The organism is Staphylococcus sp. SB1-57 (genome assembly GCF_017086425.1).
GTDB classification, from domain to species: Bacteria; Bacillota; Bacilli; order Staphylococcales; family Staphylococcaceae; genus Staphylococcus; species Staphylococcus warneri_A.
Map to the genome: position 1 here is coordinate 720,532 of NZ_CP070964.1, position 16,791 is coordinate 737,322.

General features: G+C 32.0%; 16 protein-coding genes. 11 read left to right on the top strand and 5 right to left on the bottom strand.

The window, feature by feature from the left end; translation table 11 throughout:
• Positions 1-9: 9 nt before the first annotated feature.
• Positions 10-1,548: a PTS mannitol transporter subunit IIBC gene (locus JX000_RS03500; protein WP_002451701.1), complete on the bottom strand. Its 1,539-nt coding sequence runs from the start codon at positions 1,546-1,548 to the stop codon at positions 10-12.
• A gap of 689 nt (positions 1,549-2,237) precedes the next feature.
• On the opposite strand from JX000_RS03500, the gene glmS reads away from it, so the two are divergent.
• Together glmS and JX000_RS03510 are read left to right on the top strand one after the other, a co-directional pair.
• Positions 2,238-4,043 (top strand): glutamine--fructose-6-phosphate transaminase (isomerizing), encoded by a 1,806-nt coding sequence (gene glmS, locus JX000_RS03505; RefSeq protein WP_075777870.1) that lies wholly within the window; start codon positions 2,238-2,240, stop codon positions 4,041-4,043.
• A 147-nt stretch (positions 4,044-4,190) separates the two neighbouring features.
• Positions 4,191-5,048 carry an HAD family hydrolase gene (locus JX000_RS03510; RefSeq protein ID WP_002451699.1) on the top strand — a complete coding sequence of 286 codons (858 nt, stop codon included), beginning with the start codon at positions 4,191-4,193 and terminating at the stop codon, positions 5,046-5,048.
• An 82-nt stretch (positions 5,049-5,130) separates the two neighbouring features.
• On the opposite strand, the gene JX000_RS03515 is transcribed toward JX000_RS03510, so the two are convergent.
• Entirely contained in the window at positions 5,131-6,330 is a 1,200-nt protein-coding gene (locus tag JX000_RS03515) for a YtxH domain-containing protein (RefSeq protein WP_206140889.1), read from the bottom strand.
• A gap of 132 nt (positions 6,331-6,462) precedes the next feature.
• Here JX000_RS03515 and JX000_RS03520 point away from each other — a divergent pair, with 132 nt between their 5' ends.
• Positions 6,463-7,194, top strand: coding sequence for a metallophosphoesterase family protein (locus tag JX000_RS03520; protein ID WP_002451697.1), 732 nt, complete (start codon positions 6,463-6,465; stop codon positions 7,192-7,194).
• A gap of 46 nt (positions 7,195-7,240) precedes the next feature.
• Here JX000_RS03520 and czrB read toward each other — a convergent pair whose 3' ends face one another.
• Both czrB and JX000_RS03530 read right to left on the bottom strand, forming a co-directional pair.
• A complete protein-coding gene (czrB, locus tag JX000_RS03525; protein WP_002451696.1) occupies positions 7,241-8,176 on the bottom strand; it encodes a CDF family zinc efflux transporter CzrB in 936 nt (311 codons plus the stop codon).
• 1 nt (position 8,177) lies between these two features.
• The gene (locus tag JX000_RS03530) at positions 8,178-8,501 is read right to left on the bottom strand and encodes an ArsR/SmtB family transcription factor (protein ID WP_002451695.1); all 324 of its coding nucleotides are present in this window, start codon (positions 8,499-8,501) and stop codon (positions 8,178-8,180) included.
• A 141-nt stretch (positions 8,502-8,642) separates the two neighbouring features.
• Here JX000_RS03530 and JX000_RS03535 point away from each other — a divergent pair, with 141 nt between their 5' ends.
• The 6 genes from JX000_RS03535 to JX000_RS03560 all read left to right on the top strand — a co-directional run bounded on the left by JX000_RS03535 (position 8,643) and on the right by JX000_RS03560 (position 13,719).
• Positions 8,643-9,296, top strand: coding sequence for an SDR family oxidoreductase (locus JX000_RS03535; RefSeq protein ID WP_206140890.1), 654 nt, complete (start codon positions 8,643-8,645; stop codon positions 9,294-9,296).
• Between the two features lie 384 nt (positions 9,297-9,680).
• Positions 9,681-10,619 carry a type I phosphomannose isomerase catalytic subunit gene (locus JX000_RS03540; protein ID WP_124227734.1) on the top strand — a complete coding sequence of 313 codons (939 nt, stop codon included), beginning with the start codon at positions 9,681-9,683 and terminating at the stop codon, positions 10,617-10,619.
• A gap of 25 nt (positions 10,620-10,644) precedes the next feature.
• Positions 10,645-10,875, top strand: coding sequence for a hypothetical protein (locus JX000_RS03545; RefSeq protein WP_002451692.1), 231 nt, complete (start codon positions 10,645-10,647; stop codon positions 10,873-10,875).
• A gap of 216 nt (positions 10,876-11,091) precedes the next feature.
• Positions 11,092-12,468, top strand: a complete 1,377-nt coding sequence (locus tag JX000_RS03550) for an EVE domain-containing protein (RefSeq protein ID WP_206140891.1) — start codon at positions 11,092-11,094, stop codon at positions 12,466-12,468.
• Between the two features lie 167 nt (positions 12,469-12,635).
• Positions 12,636-13,058: a thiol-disulfide oxidoreductase DCC family protein gene (locus tag JX000_RS03555; RefSeq protein WP_206140892.1), complete on the top strand. Its 423-nt coding sequence runs from the start codon at positions 12,636-12,638 to the stop codon at positions 13,056-13,058.
• Between the two features lie 214 nt (positions 13,059-13,272).
• The gene (locus JX000_RS03560; protein WP_002451689.1) at positions 13,273-13,719 is read left to right on the top strand and encodes a Dps family protein; all 447 of its coding nucleotides are present in this window, start codon (positions 13,273-13,275) and stop codon (positions 13,717-13,719) included.
• A 159-nt stretch (positions 13,720-13,878) separates the two neighbouring features.
• On the opposite strand, the gene deoD is transcribed toward JX000_RS03560, so the two are convergent.
• Positions 13,879-14,589: a purine-nucleoside phosphorylase gene (deoD, locus tag JX000_RS03565; RefSeq protein WP_002451688.1), complete on the bottom strand. Its 711-nt coding sequence runs from the start codon at positions 14,587-14,589 to the stop codon at positions 13,879-13,881.
• Positions 14,590-14,754: 165 nt separating this feature from the next.
• Here deoD and deoC point away from each other — a divergent pair, with 165 nt between their 5' ends.
• Both deoC and JX000_RS03575 read left to right on the top strand, forming a co-directional pair.
• A complete protein-coding gene (deoC, locus tag JX000_RS03570; protein ID WP_002451687.1) occupies positions 14,755-15,417 on the top strand; it encodes a deoxyribose-phosphate aldolase in 663 nt (220 codons plus the stop codon).
• A gap of 63 nt (positions 15,418-15,480) precedes the next feature.
• Positions 15,481-16,782 (top strand): pyrimidine-nucleoside phosphorylase, encoded by a 1,302-nt coding sequence (locus tag JX000_RS03575; RefSeq protein WP_206140893.1) that lies wholly within the window; start codon positions 15,481-15,483, stop codon positions 16,780-16,782.
• Positions 16,783-16,791 lie beyond the last annotated feature (9 nt).

A 16,791-nucleotide genomic window follows, 5' to 3' on the forward strand; every position in this document is an offset into this window, starting at 1 on the left:
TATTTAAAATTACTGTTCTTCTTTTTTAAGGTTATTTAATAACTCTTCATATCTAGGTGAATTTAAGAAATTATCAACTGAAATATGAATTGCATTTGGTACTTGTTTGATAGCACGATCAGTTAACGTTTTTTGAGTGATAACTAATTGAGCATCGTTAGGTAATTGGTTAATAGCTGTATTTGTCACATTTACATCAGAAATGCCAGCTTTTTTAAATTTATTTCTTAACATACTAGCACCCATTGCACTAGAACCCATACCCGCATCACAAGCAAAGATAACATGGTTAACGTTACTATAATCATGAGCATCTACATCTTCAGTATTATAGTTATCTAATAATTGATCAGCGTCGTCTTCAGTATTATTAGATTCTTCTGTTGATGTAGCACCTGCAGTTGCACTAGCTTCTTGATTATTTTCTTTACTGCTTAATTTTGAAGATACACTTGACTTTTTACCTTTAGTAGCTTCCATTTGAGCAGTAGCTGACTCTAAATCTTGTTTAGGTTCTTTTGTAAACTTAAGAATAATTGCTGAAACTGCGAATGATACTAATGTTGCTAACACCACACCTAATAACATGTGAAGAAATTCTCCTCTAGGTGCGTTAATACAATAAACGATGAATGATCCTGGAGATGCAGGGCTTTTGAATCCGAATCCAGTTGCTTGGTATGTTGCAACGCCTGTCATACCACCTAAAATAACTGAGATGAATAACATAGGTCTCATTAATACATATGGGAAGTAAATTTCATGAATACCACCTAAGAAGTGGATAATTCCTGCACCATATGATGTTGCTTTTGCAGTACCTTTACCAAAAATCATGTATGCAAGTAACACACCGAAACCTGGTCCAGGGTTTGATTCGATTGCGTATAAAACAGATTGACCTGCTGTAGCAGCTTGGTCTGCACCAAGTGGTGTGAATACACCATGGTTTATAGCGTTATTTAAGAATACGATTTTAGCTGGCTCAACAATAATACTTACGATTGGTAATAAGTGAGCGTGAACTAAAGCTTCAACTGCAACAGATAAAATGTGCATGATGAATTTCATAATTGGAGCTAAAATTTCAAAACTTAGAATTGTCATGATGAAACCTAAGATACCGGCTGAGAAGTTATTGAATAACATCTCGAAACCTTTTGGTGTTCTAGGTTGAATGATTTCATCTGTTTTCTTCATTAACCAACCAACTAATGGTCCCATAATCATAGCGCCTAATAGCATTGGTGTATCTGGTAATGCAACGATAACCCCCATAGTTGAAGTTGCAGCGATAATACCACCACGTAATCCATGAATTAAACGACCACCACTAAATGCAATTAATAATGGAATTAAGAATTTAATCATTGGATCGGCTAATTGAGCTAAATCTTTATTTGGTAACCAACCATTGTCGATAAAAATTGCAGCGATAAATCCCCAAGCGATGAATGCTCCAATATTTGGCATAATCATACTACTAAGGAAAGAACCGAATGCTTGAACTTTACGGCCGAAACCTTTTTTCTCTTGTGTTTGTGCCATTTCTACACCTCTTTTTAAATTAGTATTTTGACTATATATATTGTAAATCTAAGAAGGTCATTACTACAATAAGAACAAAATTCGAATTTGTCATATAAATCGTGACAACAATAATTCTATTATATATAGGTAAAGAGAATGTAAATATACAGTTTGTTAACAATTAAATTCATATGCAATTTACGCTAGGAATTTTTTACAAAAAGCTTGTGAAAATATTTGCAATTGAGTAAATTGTCATTGTACAATAGGTTTTAATGGGAAGGAGGATAGAAGATAAATATTACAAAGCGCCTGTGCAAGTTGTTGTTATAATGCAATAATTAAGAATTTAATTCAAATGTTGAAATTCTTATAGCTTATATGCACATCTTGTAGACGAGGAGGATAGTGATCGAAAAGATCGGCGGATGCTATCCCGGATGTGGCTCATTCGTTAGCTTATTAAGTAAAACAATAGGGCAACCTATTGGACAAAGTTAATAAGATCGCCAGTAAATATTATATAAAATGAAAGACGTTAGAATGTTAAGTGTGATAAAATATCACGCTTATTTTCAAGTGGGTTCAAATACTTTTTTGTGTCACTTGTTGTATCGAAATAATAATGATAGAAGATTACTAAACTAAATTATGGGTAATAAATCATTGTTACTAACGTTATTTCAATAATTGGAGGAAAAATAAATATGTGCGGAATAGTAGGATATATTGGCTACGATAATGCCAAGGAATTATTATTAAAAGGATTAGAAAAATTAGAATATAGAGGTTATGATTCAGCAGGTGTAGCTGTTGCAAATGAATCAGGTACTAAAGTATTTAAAGAAAAAGGACGTATCGCAGAATTACGAAAAGTAGCTGATAGTAGCGATATTGATGGTACTGTTGGAATCGGTCACACTCGTTGGGCAACTCACGGTGTTCCAAATTATGAAAACTCTCATCCACATCAATCAACAACTGGTCGTTTTACACTTGTACATAACGGTGTAATTGAAAACTATGAAGAATTAAGAAGTGAATACTTAAGCGATGTTAAGTTTGTTTCTGAGACAGATACAGAAGTTATTGTTCAATTAGTTGAATATTTCTCTAAACAAGGTTTCGAAACAGAAGACGCATTTACAAAAGTAGTCTCATTATTACATGGTTCTTATGCGTTAGGTTTGTTAGATGAAGAAGATAAAGACACAATGTTTGTTGCTAAAAACAAATCTCCATTATTAATTGGAGTTGGTGATGGCTTTAACGTTATTGCTTCAGATGCGTTAGCAATGTTACAAGCAACAAATGAATATAAAGAAATTCATGACCATGAAATCGTTATTGTAAAACGTGACGAAGTGATTATTAAAGATGCTAATGGTCAAGTTCAAGAACGTGAAACATACACTGCTGAAATTGATGCTTCAGATGCTGAAAAAGGTGTTTATGATCACTACATGTTAAAAGAAATTCATGAACAACCAGCAGTTATGCGTCGTATTATTCAAGAATACCAAGATAATGAAGGTAACTTGAAAATTGATGAAGATATTATCAATGATGTTTCACAAGCGGATCGTATCTATATTATTGCTGCAGGTACTAGTTATCATGCAGGATTAGTAGGTAAAGAATTCTTAGAAAAATGGTCTGGTGTTCCAACAGAAGTACATGTGGCATCTGAGTTTGTATACAACATGCCTTTATTATCTGAAAAACCACTATTCATATATATCTCACAATCTGGTGAAACTGCAGATAGTCGTGCAGTATTAGTTGAAACTAAAAAGTTAGGTCATAAAGCATTAACAATTACGAACGTGCCTGGTTCTACATTATCTCGTGAAGCAGACCATACTTTATTATTACATGCTGGTCCAGAAATAGCTGTAGCTTCTACAAAAGCATATACAGCACAAATAGCAGTATTATCTATTTTAGCTCAAATCGTTGCTAAAACACATGGTCGTGAAGCGGATATCGATTTATTGAGAGAATTAGCTAAAGTGACTACTGCAATCGAAACAATCGTAGACGATGCACCAGTAATGGAAAAAATTGCTACTGATTTCCTTGAAACAACTAGAAATGCATTCTTTATTGGTCGTACAATTGATTATAATGTCAGCCAAGAAGGTGCATTAAAACTTAAAGAAATTTCATATATTCAAGCAGAAGGCTTTGCTGGTGGGGAATTAAAACACGGTACAATTGCCTTAATTGAAGATCGTACACCAGTGATTGCACTAGCAACACAAGAAAATGTGAACTTATCTATCCGTGGTAATGTTAAAGAAGTTGCAGCACGCGGTGCAAGTACATGTATTATATCTATGGAAGGTCTAGATAAAGAAGATGATACTTACGTGATTCCTCACGTACATGAATTATTAACACCATTAGTTTCTGTAGTTGCACTACAATTGATTTCTTATTATGCTGCATTACACAGAGATCTTGATGTTGATAAACCACGTAACTTAGCTAAATCAGTAACAGTTGAATAATCATTTAGATAAATTGAAATAATTATAAAACATACTTGATAACCTCTTTTTAGTCAATATTAACTGAGAAGGGGTTATTTTTATTGCACTTTTATTCAATTAATGACAAAATTTTAAGTAATATATCATTACGTTATGGAGGATAATATGGACAACATCAAAGCGATATTTTTAGATATGGATGGTACGATTTTACATGAAGATAACAGAGCATCAGAATATACAAAAGACGTCATTAATGCTTTAAGAGAGCATGATTATAAAGTGTTTTTAGCAACTGGACGTTCATATTCTGAAATTCATCAACTTGTTCCTGAAGGTTTTTCAGTAGACGGTATTATTAGTTCAAACGGTACTACTGGAGAAGTAAATGATGAAAATATATTTAAGCATAGTATGTCGCTCGAGTCTGTTAAGCGTATAGTGTCATTAGCGCAACAGCAAAACATATACTATGAAGTATTTCCATTTGGGGAACAACGACTTGTCTTAAAAGAAGATGAGCAGTGGATAAGAAATATGATTAGCGGTGGAGATACACCACCTAATAATGTAGGGCAAAGCGAATGGGCCTCAAGACAAGAAGCACTCAAAGATAAAATTCAATGGGTAGAAACATTACCAGATAAAGACTATTCGAAAATATATTTATTTGATACAAACTTAGATAAAATCACTAATTTCAGAGATGAATTAAAGCAAAATAAAGTGTCACTTAATATTAGTGTTTCTAACTCTTCACGTTATAATGCTGAAACGATGGCTTATAATACTGATAAAGGAACAGGTATTAAGGAAATGATTGATTACTTTAATATAAAACAAGAAGAGACCCTTGTAATGGGTGATAGTGATAATGATAGAGCTATGTTTGAATTCGGACATTATACAGTGGCAATGAAAAATGCTCGAAGTGAGATTAAAGCATTGACGAATGATGTGACAGAATTTACAAATGAAGAAGATGGTGCGGCTAAATATTTGGAAAAACACTTATTAGATTAAATTAGAATAGTGATTAGATTAATAAAATAAGACGACGTTCAAAGGTTTAAAACCAATGAACGCCGTCTTTTATAATTGTTCTTTATTTGTTATTAGGGTTGTTTTTATCAATTGTATCTTTTGCTGTTTTTTCTAAATCATCTTTTCTTGATGATGCTGTATTTGATAAATCTTCTTTATGTTGAGTAGCTTTATCGTTTAAGTCTTTATTAGAATCTTGAGCATTAGATTGTGTTGAGTCTTTTAAATGACTTGTATGATCATTAGCACTTTTATCAGTTTTATCTTGTAATTGACTAGATTGTGTTGATTTAGCTTTAGCATCTTTATTATTTATAGCTTTATCTTTTTTGTCTTTTTTACCTTTTTTAGAATCAGTTGTTACTTTTTCGCCACGACGTACGAAATATTGAACGATTCCCATTAATAAAGCATAGTAAATAAATAGTGTTACTAAAATAACAATAACTTGTAAAATAACTAATAATACTTGAGCAACTGTTTGAGACATACTACCAGTTGCCATTTGTACAAGAGTCACTAATACACGTGTGATGATAGTAATTAATAAATTGATTAATAAAATACCAATAAAGAATTTTAACCAAGTTTTATGGCCATTTTTAATTGCTTTAAATCCTTCTTTGAAAAGTTTAATTGGTCTTTGTGTTGGGTTTTCTGCGTATGCGGCTGTGTAGTTAATAATTAACACAAAGAAGAACCAATAAAAGATTGAAGTAATGAATCCAACAATTAAAGTTACACCAATTTGGAATGCTAGGTAAGCAGGCATTGGATTATCCATGCCGCTAATAGGTCCTTGGACAGCATTAAATAATGGTGATAGCGCAAGGCCAATCAATTTATTTACTAAAAATAAAATGACTCCCATAATGATAAATAATACTACTGTGATTAATGCGAGTAACACACTTTTACCATAATGACCTTTTTTAAATGAAATAAATAAATCAGTGAACTTAACTTTTTCTTTTCTAATTGCTTTTGAGATAACATTAATCGCACCTGCAATCAATTGATAACCTAAAAAGATAAATAATAATATAACGACTAATGCAAGCCCAATAATCGGTGTAAGTAATGGTCCGACTGGTTGACCGAATTGCATCATCATTTGCAACTGCATGATTTGTTGGCCAATCATAGCCATTGCCACTCTACCGATTAAAAAGATGACGATAAAGCTTACTAATGTAAATAGTATTGCTTTAAGATTCTGAGGTTTAGCATTCTTAAATGCTAAGTTGTAATATTTAAACAAATTTTAAGCACTCCTTTTCGTTAATATAAATACAATATCAAAAATTTGGACTTTTTCAAATTAATATCTAACATAATAGGGGATTAAGTGTTAAAATGTTCTAATGAATTGAAAATGAAAGGAGATATCATCATGAAATTTGCAATTATTACTGACGTGCATGGTAACTTTGATGCATTAGAAACTGTATTGGATGATATTGATAACAGAGAAGATATTGATAAAATTTATAATCTTGGTGACAACATTGGAATTGGTCACGAGACAAATAAAGTATTAGATCATATATTTGATCGTGACGATATGGAAATGATTGCAGGGAATCATGATGAAGCTATTATGTCTGTTGTTAATGGCACTCCTTATCCAGATGATTTAAAAGATAAATTTTATGAACACCATCGATGGATTGCTGGCCATTTAGATGAAGAATATTATGAAGAACTCAATCAATTACCACGTTATATCGAAAAAACAATTTGTGGAAAAAAAGTTTTATTCATTCATTATGAAATCGCTAATGATAAATTGTCATCTTCAATTGATGAACAACCGTTTAGTCCAATCGTTAAAGATGATGAAAATGAAATGACTCAATTATTTGCGGATAAAGATGCTGATTTAATCATATTTGGTCATAACCATCGTTTGCATATGTTTGATGACAAAAATAAAATGTATTTTAACCCAGGTGCTGTCGGATTGAACAATGGTCCACACGCTGTTTATGGTATTGTAACGATTACTGATACAGACATTTCATTAGAAAGAGTTAAATTAGCATACGATAATGAAGAATTTTTAGAAGGATTTGAAGCTAAACAAGTACCTGCAAAAGAACTTATATTTGAAAAATTTATGTAATTAAAAAGTTGCCCTATCAATTGAATGATGGGGCAACTTTTTATTATTAATGATGATGAACGCCAGTACAAAGTGTTGTCTCGTCATGATCATGATTCACTGTTTCTAATTGAATTGTCATGTGTTGAATATTTAAATGTAACAAGTCATGTTCGATATGTTTAAGTAATTGTTCGCAGTCTTTGACAGTTAAAGTGTCTGATACGACAGCATGGCAACTTAATGCATTCATATCATTAGATATCGTCCACACATGATAATCATGCACGCTTTGGATTTCAGAGTTTCTCATTAAAGTTTGTTTAACGATATCTAAATCTACATCGTTCGGTGTACCTTCCATTAATATATTTAAAGAAGATTTGGTAATACCATAGGCACTTTTTAAGATAATAACAGAAACTAAAATACTCGCTATCGGATCAGCAATAGACCAACCCAATGTCCAAATTAATATTGCAGCGACAATTGCACCTATAGAACCAAATAAGTCTCCAAGTACATGTAAGAATGCACCGCGCATATTTAAATTGTGTGATGTATCTCCACCTTTGAACATTAAAAGTGCAATGACAACATTGACAATTAAACCTAAGATACTAATGACAAACATTTCTTTTGACTGAACTTCTGGTGGCGCGAAAAAGCGTTTAATAGCTTCTATAACAATTAGTATACTTATGACAAAGAGTGTAACACCATTGAAAAGTGCTGCTAAGACTTCAAAGCGCTTATACCCATAGGTCTTAGATATTGTTGCATGTTTTTCTGCATAGATAAATGCAATGAGCGCGACTAAAAGTGATAGGGCATCACTGAACATATGGAAGCCGTCAGAAAGTAAGGCTAGACTATTGGCTAAAAAACCGCCAATAATTTCTACTAACATAAATAGGGCTATAATAATAAATGAGATTAATAGGATTTTTTTGTTGTTTGTATGTACATGCCCATGTGCATGATCATGATGATGTGTTGACATATTATTTTTCACCTTCTATAGGGTGGCTCGCATGATGAATAGCTTGTTTCAATAGAGTAGAAACATGTTGGTCATCTAAAGAATAAATCATACTTTGACCTTGACGTTTTGATTTCACAAGTTTTACTGATTTTAAAAGTTTTAGTTGATGGGACACATTAGATTGGGATAACGACAATGAATGAGAAATGTGACCAACACTTGCTTCACCTGACGCTAATAACTCCATAATTCTAATTCGATTAATATCACTTAAAGCTTTAAAAATATCTGTCACACGTTCCAAGGTATGTTGATCAGATAGGTCTATATACTTTTCAGTCATACGAACACCTCTTAATATATGAATATGTATTCATATATTAATATAATCTACATTGCATATCTAGTCAATAGAGTTATGGCGTTTAAATAATGATAAAAAAGGTAACAATAATAATATAAGTTTTTAAGGAGGACGTTTGATATGAGTATTTTGATTATAGGCGCAAATGGCGGCGTGGGTTCTAAATTGGTTGATCAATTAAAAGATGATAATGTTGATTTTACTGCAGGTGTTAGAAAAGATGAACAAGTTAAAGCATTAGAGGATAATGGTATTAAAGCTTTAAATATTGATGTCGAAAAAGATAGTATTGAAGATTTAAAGAATAAGTTTAAAACATTTGATAAAGTCATTTTCTCAGTAGGTTCTGGCGGTAGTACAGGAGCTGATAAAACAATATATGTAGATTTAGATGGTGCAGTAAAAACAATTAAAGCAAGTGAAGAAGCGGATATTAAGCATTATGTAATGGTTTCAACATACGATTCAAGAAGAGAAGCATTTGATCAAAGTGGCGACTTAAAACCATATACTATCGCTAAGCACTATGCGGATGATTATTTAAGACATTCTAATTTAAATTATACTATTGTGCATCCAGGGGGCCTTAAAGATGACCAAGGTACAGGACAAATAAAAGCAGATTTATATTTTGACAGTTATGGTTCCATACCACGAGAGGATGTAGGCAGTGTATTAAAACATGTAATAAATTCAGATAAATTTAGCAAACAAGAGTTTCAAATTGTATCTGGTAATGAATCTATTAATGATGCATTAAAATCTTATGAATAATGAAGTAGTAAATACTGCGACATACAAATATATAGGACGAGCAGAATTCTGCTTGGCCTATATATTTTTTATACTTTTTAACCCCAAATAATAATACATACAGTTACTATTCATTTGTATTATAAATTGATATAATGACGAAGATTACCTTAAATATAATAAAATAGTATATTTAAAAGTAATAAATGACGTGAATATCGATTGAAAATAGTCAAAAATCATCTTAACCATAAAAATATGAATTGTGATACAATCACATATAGTGAGTTAAATATATTAATCGTTGATTTAAACATCAATAAGGACATACATAGAATACGAATCGTTGATAAATCATTGGTCAACGATATTTACATAAACATCAAGAGTAATGGAGGTGTAGACATGCCACTGTTTTTGAAACCTATTTTCCATGAGAAAATGTGGGGTGGTAATAAATTAGAAAACTTTGGATACCAACTACCCAATCAACAAATTGGAGAATGTTGGGGTATCTCAGCTCACCCTAATGGTAAAAATATAATTAAGAATGGTCCATACGCAGGTCAAACGTTAGATCAAGTTTGGACAGAACATCGAGAATTATTCGGTGAGTTTCCTAGCAAGGATTTTCCATTGCTCGCTAAAATTGTTGATGCAGAATCCCCGTTATCTATTCATGTTCACCCTGATGATTCTTATGCCTATGAAAATGAGAATGGTCAATACGGAAAATCAGAATGCTGGTACGTGATAGATGCAGAGGAAGGGTCTGAAATTATACTAGGAACAACTGCAGATTCAAAAGAGACATTTAAAAAGCATCTAGACGATGGGTCAGTTGAAGATACATTAAGAAAAGTAAATGTAAGGTCAGGCGAATTTTACTTTGTACCAGCTGGAACAATTCATAGTATCGGTGCAGGTATTGTTGCATATGAAGTTATGCAGTCTTCGGATATTTCTTATCGTGTCTATGATTATCAACGCGATAATCATAATGGGGAGTCAAGAGAACTTAATATTAATAAAGCATTAGATGTCATGGCATTTAATAATGATCTACCTAATATTGTTCCAGAAAAAGAGATTATAGAAAGTCATCAATGTACGCATATCGTTTCTAATGATTTCTTCACTATAGTGAAATGGGAAATTTCAGGAACTTTAAATTATATGAAGCCACGTGAATTTTGTTTAGTGTCTGTAATAGATGGTGAAGGGAAATTAATTACAGACGGTGACATTTTTGATATTCAAAAGGGAAGTCATTTTGTTTTGACTTCAGAGGATTTAGATAATGTATTTGAAGGTGACTTTTCTTTAATAATAAGTTATATCTAATGATTAAATAAAGGATGTTCAAATTATGAAGCAGTTTTTATATATTTCATTGCTATGTGGAGTGATTGCAGGTGCTGGTGTGTTTCTGAATATGCCACATTATCCTTCTTTAATGATACCTAGGTTGGTTGCTATTATAGGCGTTCTTAGCGCAGCTATCACGTTTCGAGATAAAGATACAAGTGCCATGCTATCATTAGGTGGTATTATGATTAATTTATTGCCACTGCTTGGTTCTTTCGTACCTTCTCATTAAATTTGAAAAAATGTCTTTATTAAAATAATAACTAAATATAAGTTATATATAGACTAATGCGGATTTTAGCATTAGTCTATTTTTAATTATTTAAGTCCTGAATGATTGCTTTTTAATAAAATATTTGAAAAATAGTTGTAGTAGCATTGGTGTGTTAGATATAATAAGGTAATTACAATAACTTATTTTACATATAATAAGGTGAGGAGATTCGTGATGACAGAAGAAATCAATTACTTTTGGTTAAATTGTGGTTATAATAGATGGAATCATAATGAACCTTTAGTAGGTCAAACGACATTATTTGAATCAGGTGCACAATTTAATCCTACTCAAGGATTTAGAGCATTTAAAAAAGCAAAAGCCGGTGACCAAGTCATCTTTTATCAAGTACAAACTGATACAGGTTTGTTAGGTTTTGGAGAAATACTAAGTGTTCAAGCAGGTGCTCAAAATAAAATCAGAGTTGAATTTAAATTTAATGAAACGTTAAATCCTTTAACTACAGATTATTTAAAGCGTAGTGAAGTACTAGATTTTAGAATGAGTAATATGAAAGAAACACTATTTAATCAAATTAGAAAAGAAGAATTTGATCTTATCGTTCAACTTGGTAAAGGTGAAACCAAAATTCCGCGTTATTTCTTCCTGTTAGAAACAGAAGATTTTGAACCCGGTAAGCACTACACAATATTTACACATACTTACAATGGTATTAAGCGAAATGGCTATCACTTCTATACACAATTAGAAGTTGGAGATAATGTAATTATTTACAATAAATATCAACACCAATCTGTAATTGGTGTTGGTGAAGTGACTAGACATATTCATGAAAAACCACCAATTCCTGGCAGAACCAATAGTACAGCTATTGAAATTATGTTTGGTAAACATATAACACCAATATCACTTGGTCATTTGAACAAGCATCCGAAGCTTAAAAACTTATATTTCTTACAAGAAAACGCTAAGCAAGCAATAGCGAGTATGTCGCAAGTTCAATATGATGCTATTTTAGAAATGAGCGATAATAATGGAATTAAAAATCCATTTGAAACAGTTGAGAAATCAAATTTATTAGAAGAGCAACACCAAGAAACAACAATTAAGCCTTTTATTCTACTAGTTGTAGATAAAAAAGAAGAAGGTTTAAAAGCTGCAAATGATTTGTTACAAAAAACAAATGCCAATCCAATCATTACATCTGGACATCCAGATTTTAGTGAAGATATGTTATATGGTAAATATCTTCCTAACGAAAGTGGTGCGTTATACTATCGAGAAGGCTTTATCACTCAAAATATGCCTAAGAAAGATAAAAGCTATCTTGTAATCGACAACTTTAATAGAATCGATCCTGATATATTCCAAACTTATATCAACGTGCTTGAAGGATATGAAGTGACATTACCAAGATATAACAAAGAAGGTAATATGATTAAGTGGTCAAAAGAAAAAGACTCATTTTATCATTTTAATCCTAACTGGCACATCATTGGTGTCACTTATGACTCATTAGAAGAAATTCAGCAAAAATATTCTCAACAATTTTTAAAATATACTAGAATTGTAAAAGTTAACCAAGACTAACTCTAAGTTGATTTTATGAAGTAATCATTTAGTATCCTATGACTTAATAGGTAAATTATGATTGTATTCATAAAATCGACTTATTTTTTTAACAAAAAGTGGATAATTTGTTTATAAAAAGGTGAATAGGAAAAATACATAATGAGTTAAAAAGGAGTGAGTTTAATATGGCAATCATTTATTATGATGGTAATTGTGTTTATTGCTATAACTATGCGATATGGTTAATTCAAAAAGGGTTATCACATAAATATGAATTTGCGACATTAAAAGGTGAGTATGGCCAACGCTTGTTTAATCAACATCCGGAAGCGAAGAATAGAAATAGCGTAATAGTAGTAGATGGAGACCATATTGAATATGAATCTACAGCGATTGCTTCACTCATTACGTCATTACCTAATCAGTATAAATTATTAGGTTTATTATTATATGCCATACCTAAATTCATTAGGAATTTGGGTTATCAATTATTTGCTAATAATAGAGATAAAATGTGGCGCACACATTGGCATCAACCTAATGTTTATGAGAAATCATTCTTTTTAGATGATAATGCACATGTCAAATTGATTGATTCTCAATTATAATACTTAATTGAGAATACTTGGACTAAATATTATTAATGAAATCATTGATGAACAATTATATCTTTAAATGCTGAGATTTATTTGTGAATATCATATGAACTTATTTATAATCATTATAAATAAACGTATCATTTTACTTTACAGATTATAATAATTCTAATATAATAAGAGTATAAACAAAGCGTTAAAGGTAGTAAAAGGAGCGAATATTAATATGACAAATCATAATGATGTAGTAAAAGAGTTAAACCAACAAGTTGCTAACTGGACAGTAGCTTATACTAAATTGCATAATTTCCATTGGTATGTAAAAGGACCTAATTTCTTCTCATTACATGTAAAATTTGAAGAATTATACAATGAAGCTGCACAATATGTAGATGATTTAGCAGAACGTATTCTAGCAGTTGGTGGTAATCCTGTTGGAACTATGAAAGAGAGTTTAGATATGTCAATTGTTGAAGAAGCTGGCAAAGGTTACGCTGCTGAACAAATGGTTGAAGAATTATCTAAAGATTTCACAAACATTTCTAAACAATTAGAAAATGCTATTAAAGTAGCAGGTGAAGCTGGCGACGATGTATCTGAAGATATGTTTATCGGCATGCAAACGTCAGTAGATAAACATAATTGGATGTTACAATCTTATTTAGGTAAATAGGATGACTATAAAATCAAGCTAAGAGGCACTTTGTTTAACAAAGTGCCTCTTAGCTTTTCATGTAAAATATTTTAATAGCAACTTAATAATTTATAATTATTATGATAAATTTTATTAAAATAACCAAGCACATCTAAATCAACGTGCTTGGCTTTTATATTATTCAGCTATTTCTAATGCAATTTCCATCATTTGTGTAAATGATGTTTGACGTTCTTCTGCAGTTGTTGCTTCATCTCGTAAGATATGGTCGCTTACTGTGAAAACACCTAATGCTTTTTTACCAGCATGGATAGCATTTAAATATAATCCGGCAGATTCCATTTCAATACCTAATATACCCATTTTCTTCCATGCATCATTAAACGTTTCATCTGCATTATAAAAAGTATCTGATGATAAAACGTTACCGACATGAGATACCGCACCGATGTCATCTGCAGCTTGTTTCGCTTTTGTAACTAAATCAAAATCAGCGATAGGTGCAAAATGGCCAGGAATTTGATATTGATCTACATAATTTGAGTTAGTAGATGCAGCTTGTGCGATGATGACATCATATAAATTTACATGTTCTTGTAATGCTCCACATGAACCTACACGAATAATTGTATCTACATCAAAGAAATGATAAAGCTCATATGAATAAATACCTATACTAGGAATGCCCATACCAGAACCCATAACAGAAATTTCTTTACCTTTATACGTTCCAGTATATCCAAACATATTACGAACTTCATTGAATTGTTCAACATTTTCTAAGAAATTATCGGCGATGTATTTTGCACGTAGCGGATCACCTGGCATTAATACTGTTTTAGCGATTTTAACTCCATTTGGTTGAATATGAGGTGTACCATTTGTCATTTGTTATCTTCTCCTTAAATACATGATTATGTTTAAGATAACATTTGTTTAAATTTATTGCTAATTTTTGTACTATATAGATGAAGGGTATGTTTAACGAATGCATTTGTTCACCAAATGAGATGGACGAAAATTGCATTGTAAAAAAGTGAGGAGGACCTTTTAATGAATTATGCAAAATATATAGATCACACACAGTTAAAGCCTGAATCAACACGTGAACAAATCGATAAAATAATCAGTGAAGCCAAGGAATATGGTTTTAAATCGGTTTGTGTTAATCCAACACATGTGGAATATTCAGCAGAACAATTAAAAGGGACAGACGTCTTAGTATGTACTGTCATCGGTTTTCCACTTGGAGCATCCACTAAAGAAGTAAAAGCATTTGAAACGAAAAATGCGATAGAAAACGGTGCTGCAGAAATTGATATGGTAATTAATATTGGTGCTTTAAAGGATAAGCGCTTTAACGATGTCAAAGAGGATATAGAGAGTGTAGTAACTGCAGCAAATGGTAAGACGGTTAAAGTCATCATTGAAACAGTTTTATTATCAAATGAAGAAAAAGTAAAAGCTTGTGAGCTTGCAAAAGAAGCTGGTGCACACTTTGTTAAAACATCAACAGGATTTGCTGGTGGTGGTGCTACAGCTGAAGACGTTAAGTTGATGAAAGACACAGTAGGAGATGCTTTAGAAGTAAAAGCTTCAGGCGGTGTACGTAATTTAGAAGATTTTAATCAAATGTTAGAAGCTGGTGCTACACGTATTGGTGCAAGTGCAGGAGTTCAAATTATTCAAGGGTTAGAATCGGATTCAAGTTATTAATTCATCTCATTAAAGTAAAGAAAAATAAATCAAGAAACAAACATCTAAAAAGGGGCTGTTTTTATGAGAATGATAGATATTATTGAAAAGAAACGTGATGGGAAATCATTAAGCAAGGAAGAAATCGAATTCTTCATTGAAGGTTATACCAACGGAGAAATACCAGATTATCAAGCTTCAAGCTTAGCTATGGCAATCTTTTTTCAAGATATGAATGAAGAAGAACGTGCTCACTTAACAATGGCAATGGTTAATTCCGGAGAAGTTATCGATTTATCTGATATCGAAGGGATTAAAGTTGATAAACACTCTACAGGCGGTGTTGGGGATACAACAACATTAGTACTAGCGCCTTTAGTGGCTTCAGTTGGCGTACCAGTAGCTAAAATGAGTGGTCGTGGTTTAGGCCATACCGGTGGCACAATTGATAAATTAGAGTCTGCTAATGGTTTTCATGTTGAATTAACTGAAGATGAATTTATTAAGTTAGTCAACGAGAATCAGGTCGCAGTTATGGGACAATCAGGTAACCTTACACCAGCAGATAAAAAGTTATATGCACTAAGAGATGTTACAGGAACTGTCAATTCCATTCCGTTAATAGCATCTTCAATAATGAGTAAGAAAATTGCAGCCGGAGCTGACGCGATTGTATTAGATGTCAAAACTGGTAGTGGCGCATTTATGAAGACACTAGAAGATGCTGAAGCCTTAGCGCATGCGATGGTAAGTATTGGTAATAGTGTTGGTAGAAATACAATGGCGATTATATCTGATATGAGCCAACCTTTAGGTAACGCGATTGGTAATGGCTTAGAGCTAAAAGAAGCAATTGAAACACTGCAAGGACATGGTCCAGAGGACTTAACTGAATTGGTACTTACATTAGGTTCGCAAATGGTTGTGCTTGCCGAGAAAGCAGATAATTTAAAAGATGCACGTGAACTATTGGAAGCATCGATTCAATCTGGTAAAGCTTTAGATAAAATGAAAACTTTTATTAGAAATCAAGGCGGTGATGTAAGCGTAATAGAACATCCTGACAGTCTTGAAAATGCGAAATATAAAATAGACTATACTGCAAAAAAAGATGGTTTTATATCAGAAATGGTAGCTAATGAAATTGGTGTTGCATCAATGATGTTAGGTGCAGGTAGACAAACTAAAGAAGACGACATCGATTTAAGTGTGGGTATCGTTTTAAACAAAAAAGTCGGTGACAAAGTAAATGCTGGTGAGTCTATCCTAACCATCCATAGTAATCAAGAAAATGTGAATGATATATTTGATAAATTAAATGAAAGTATTAAAATTGATAGTAAAGGTTACACACCAACATTAATACACAAAATAATTACCGAGTAGGAGATGTAA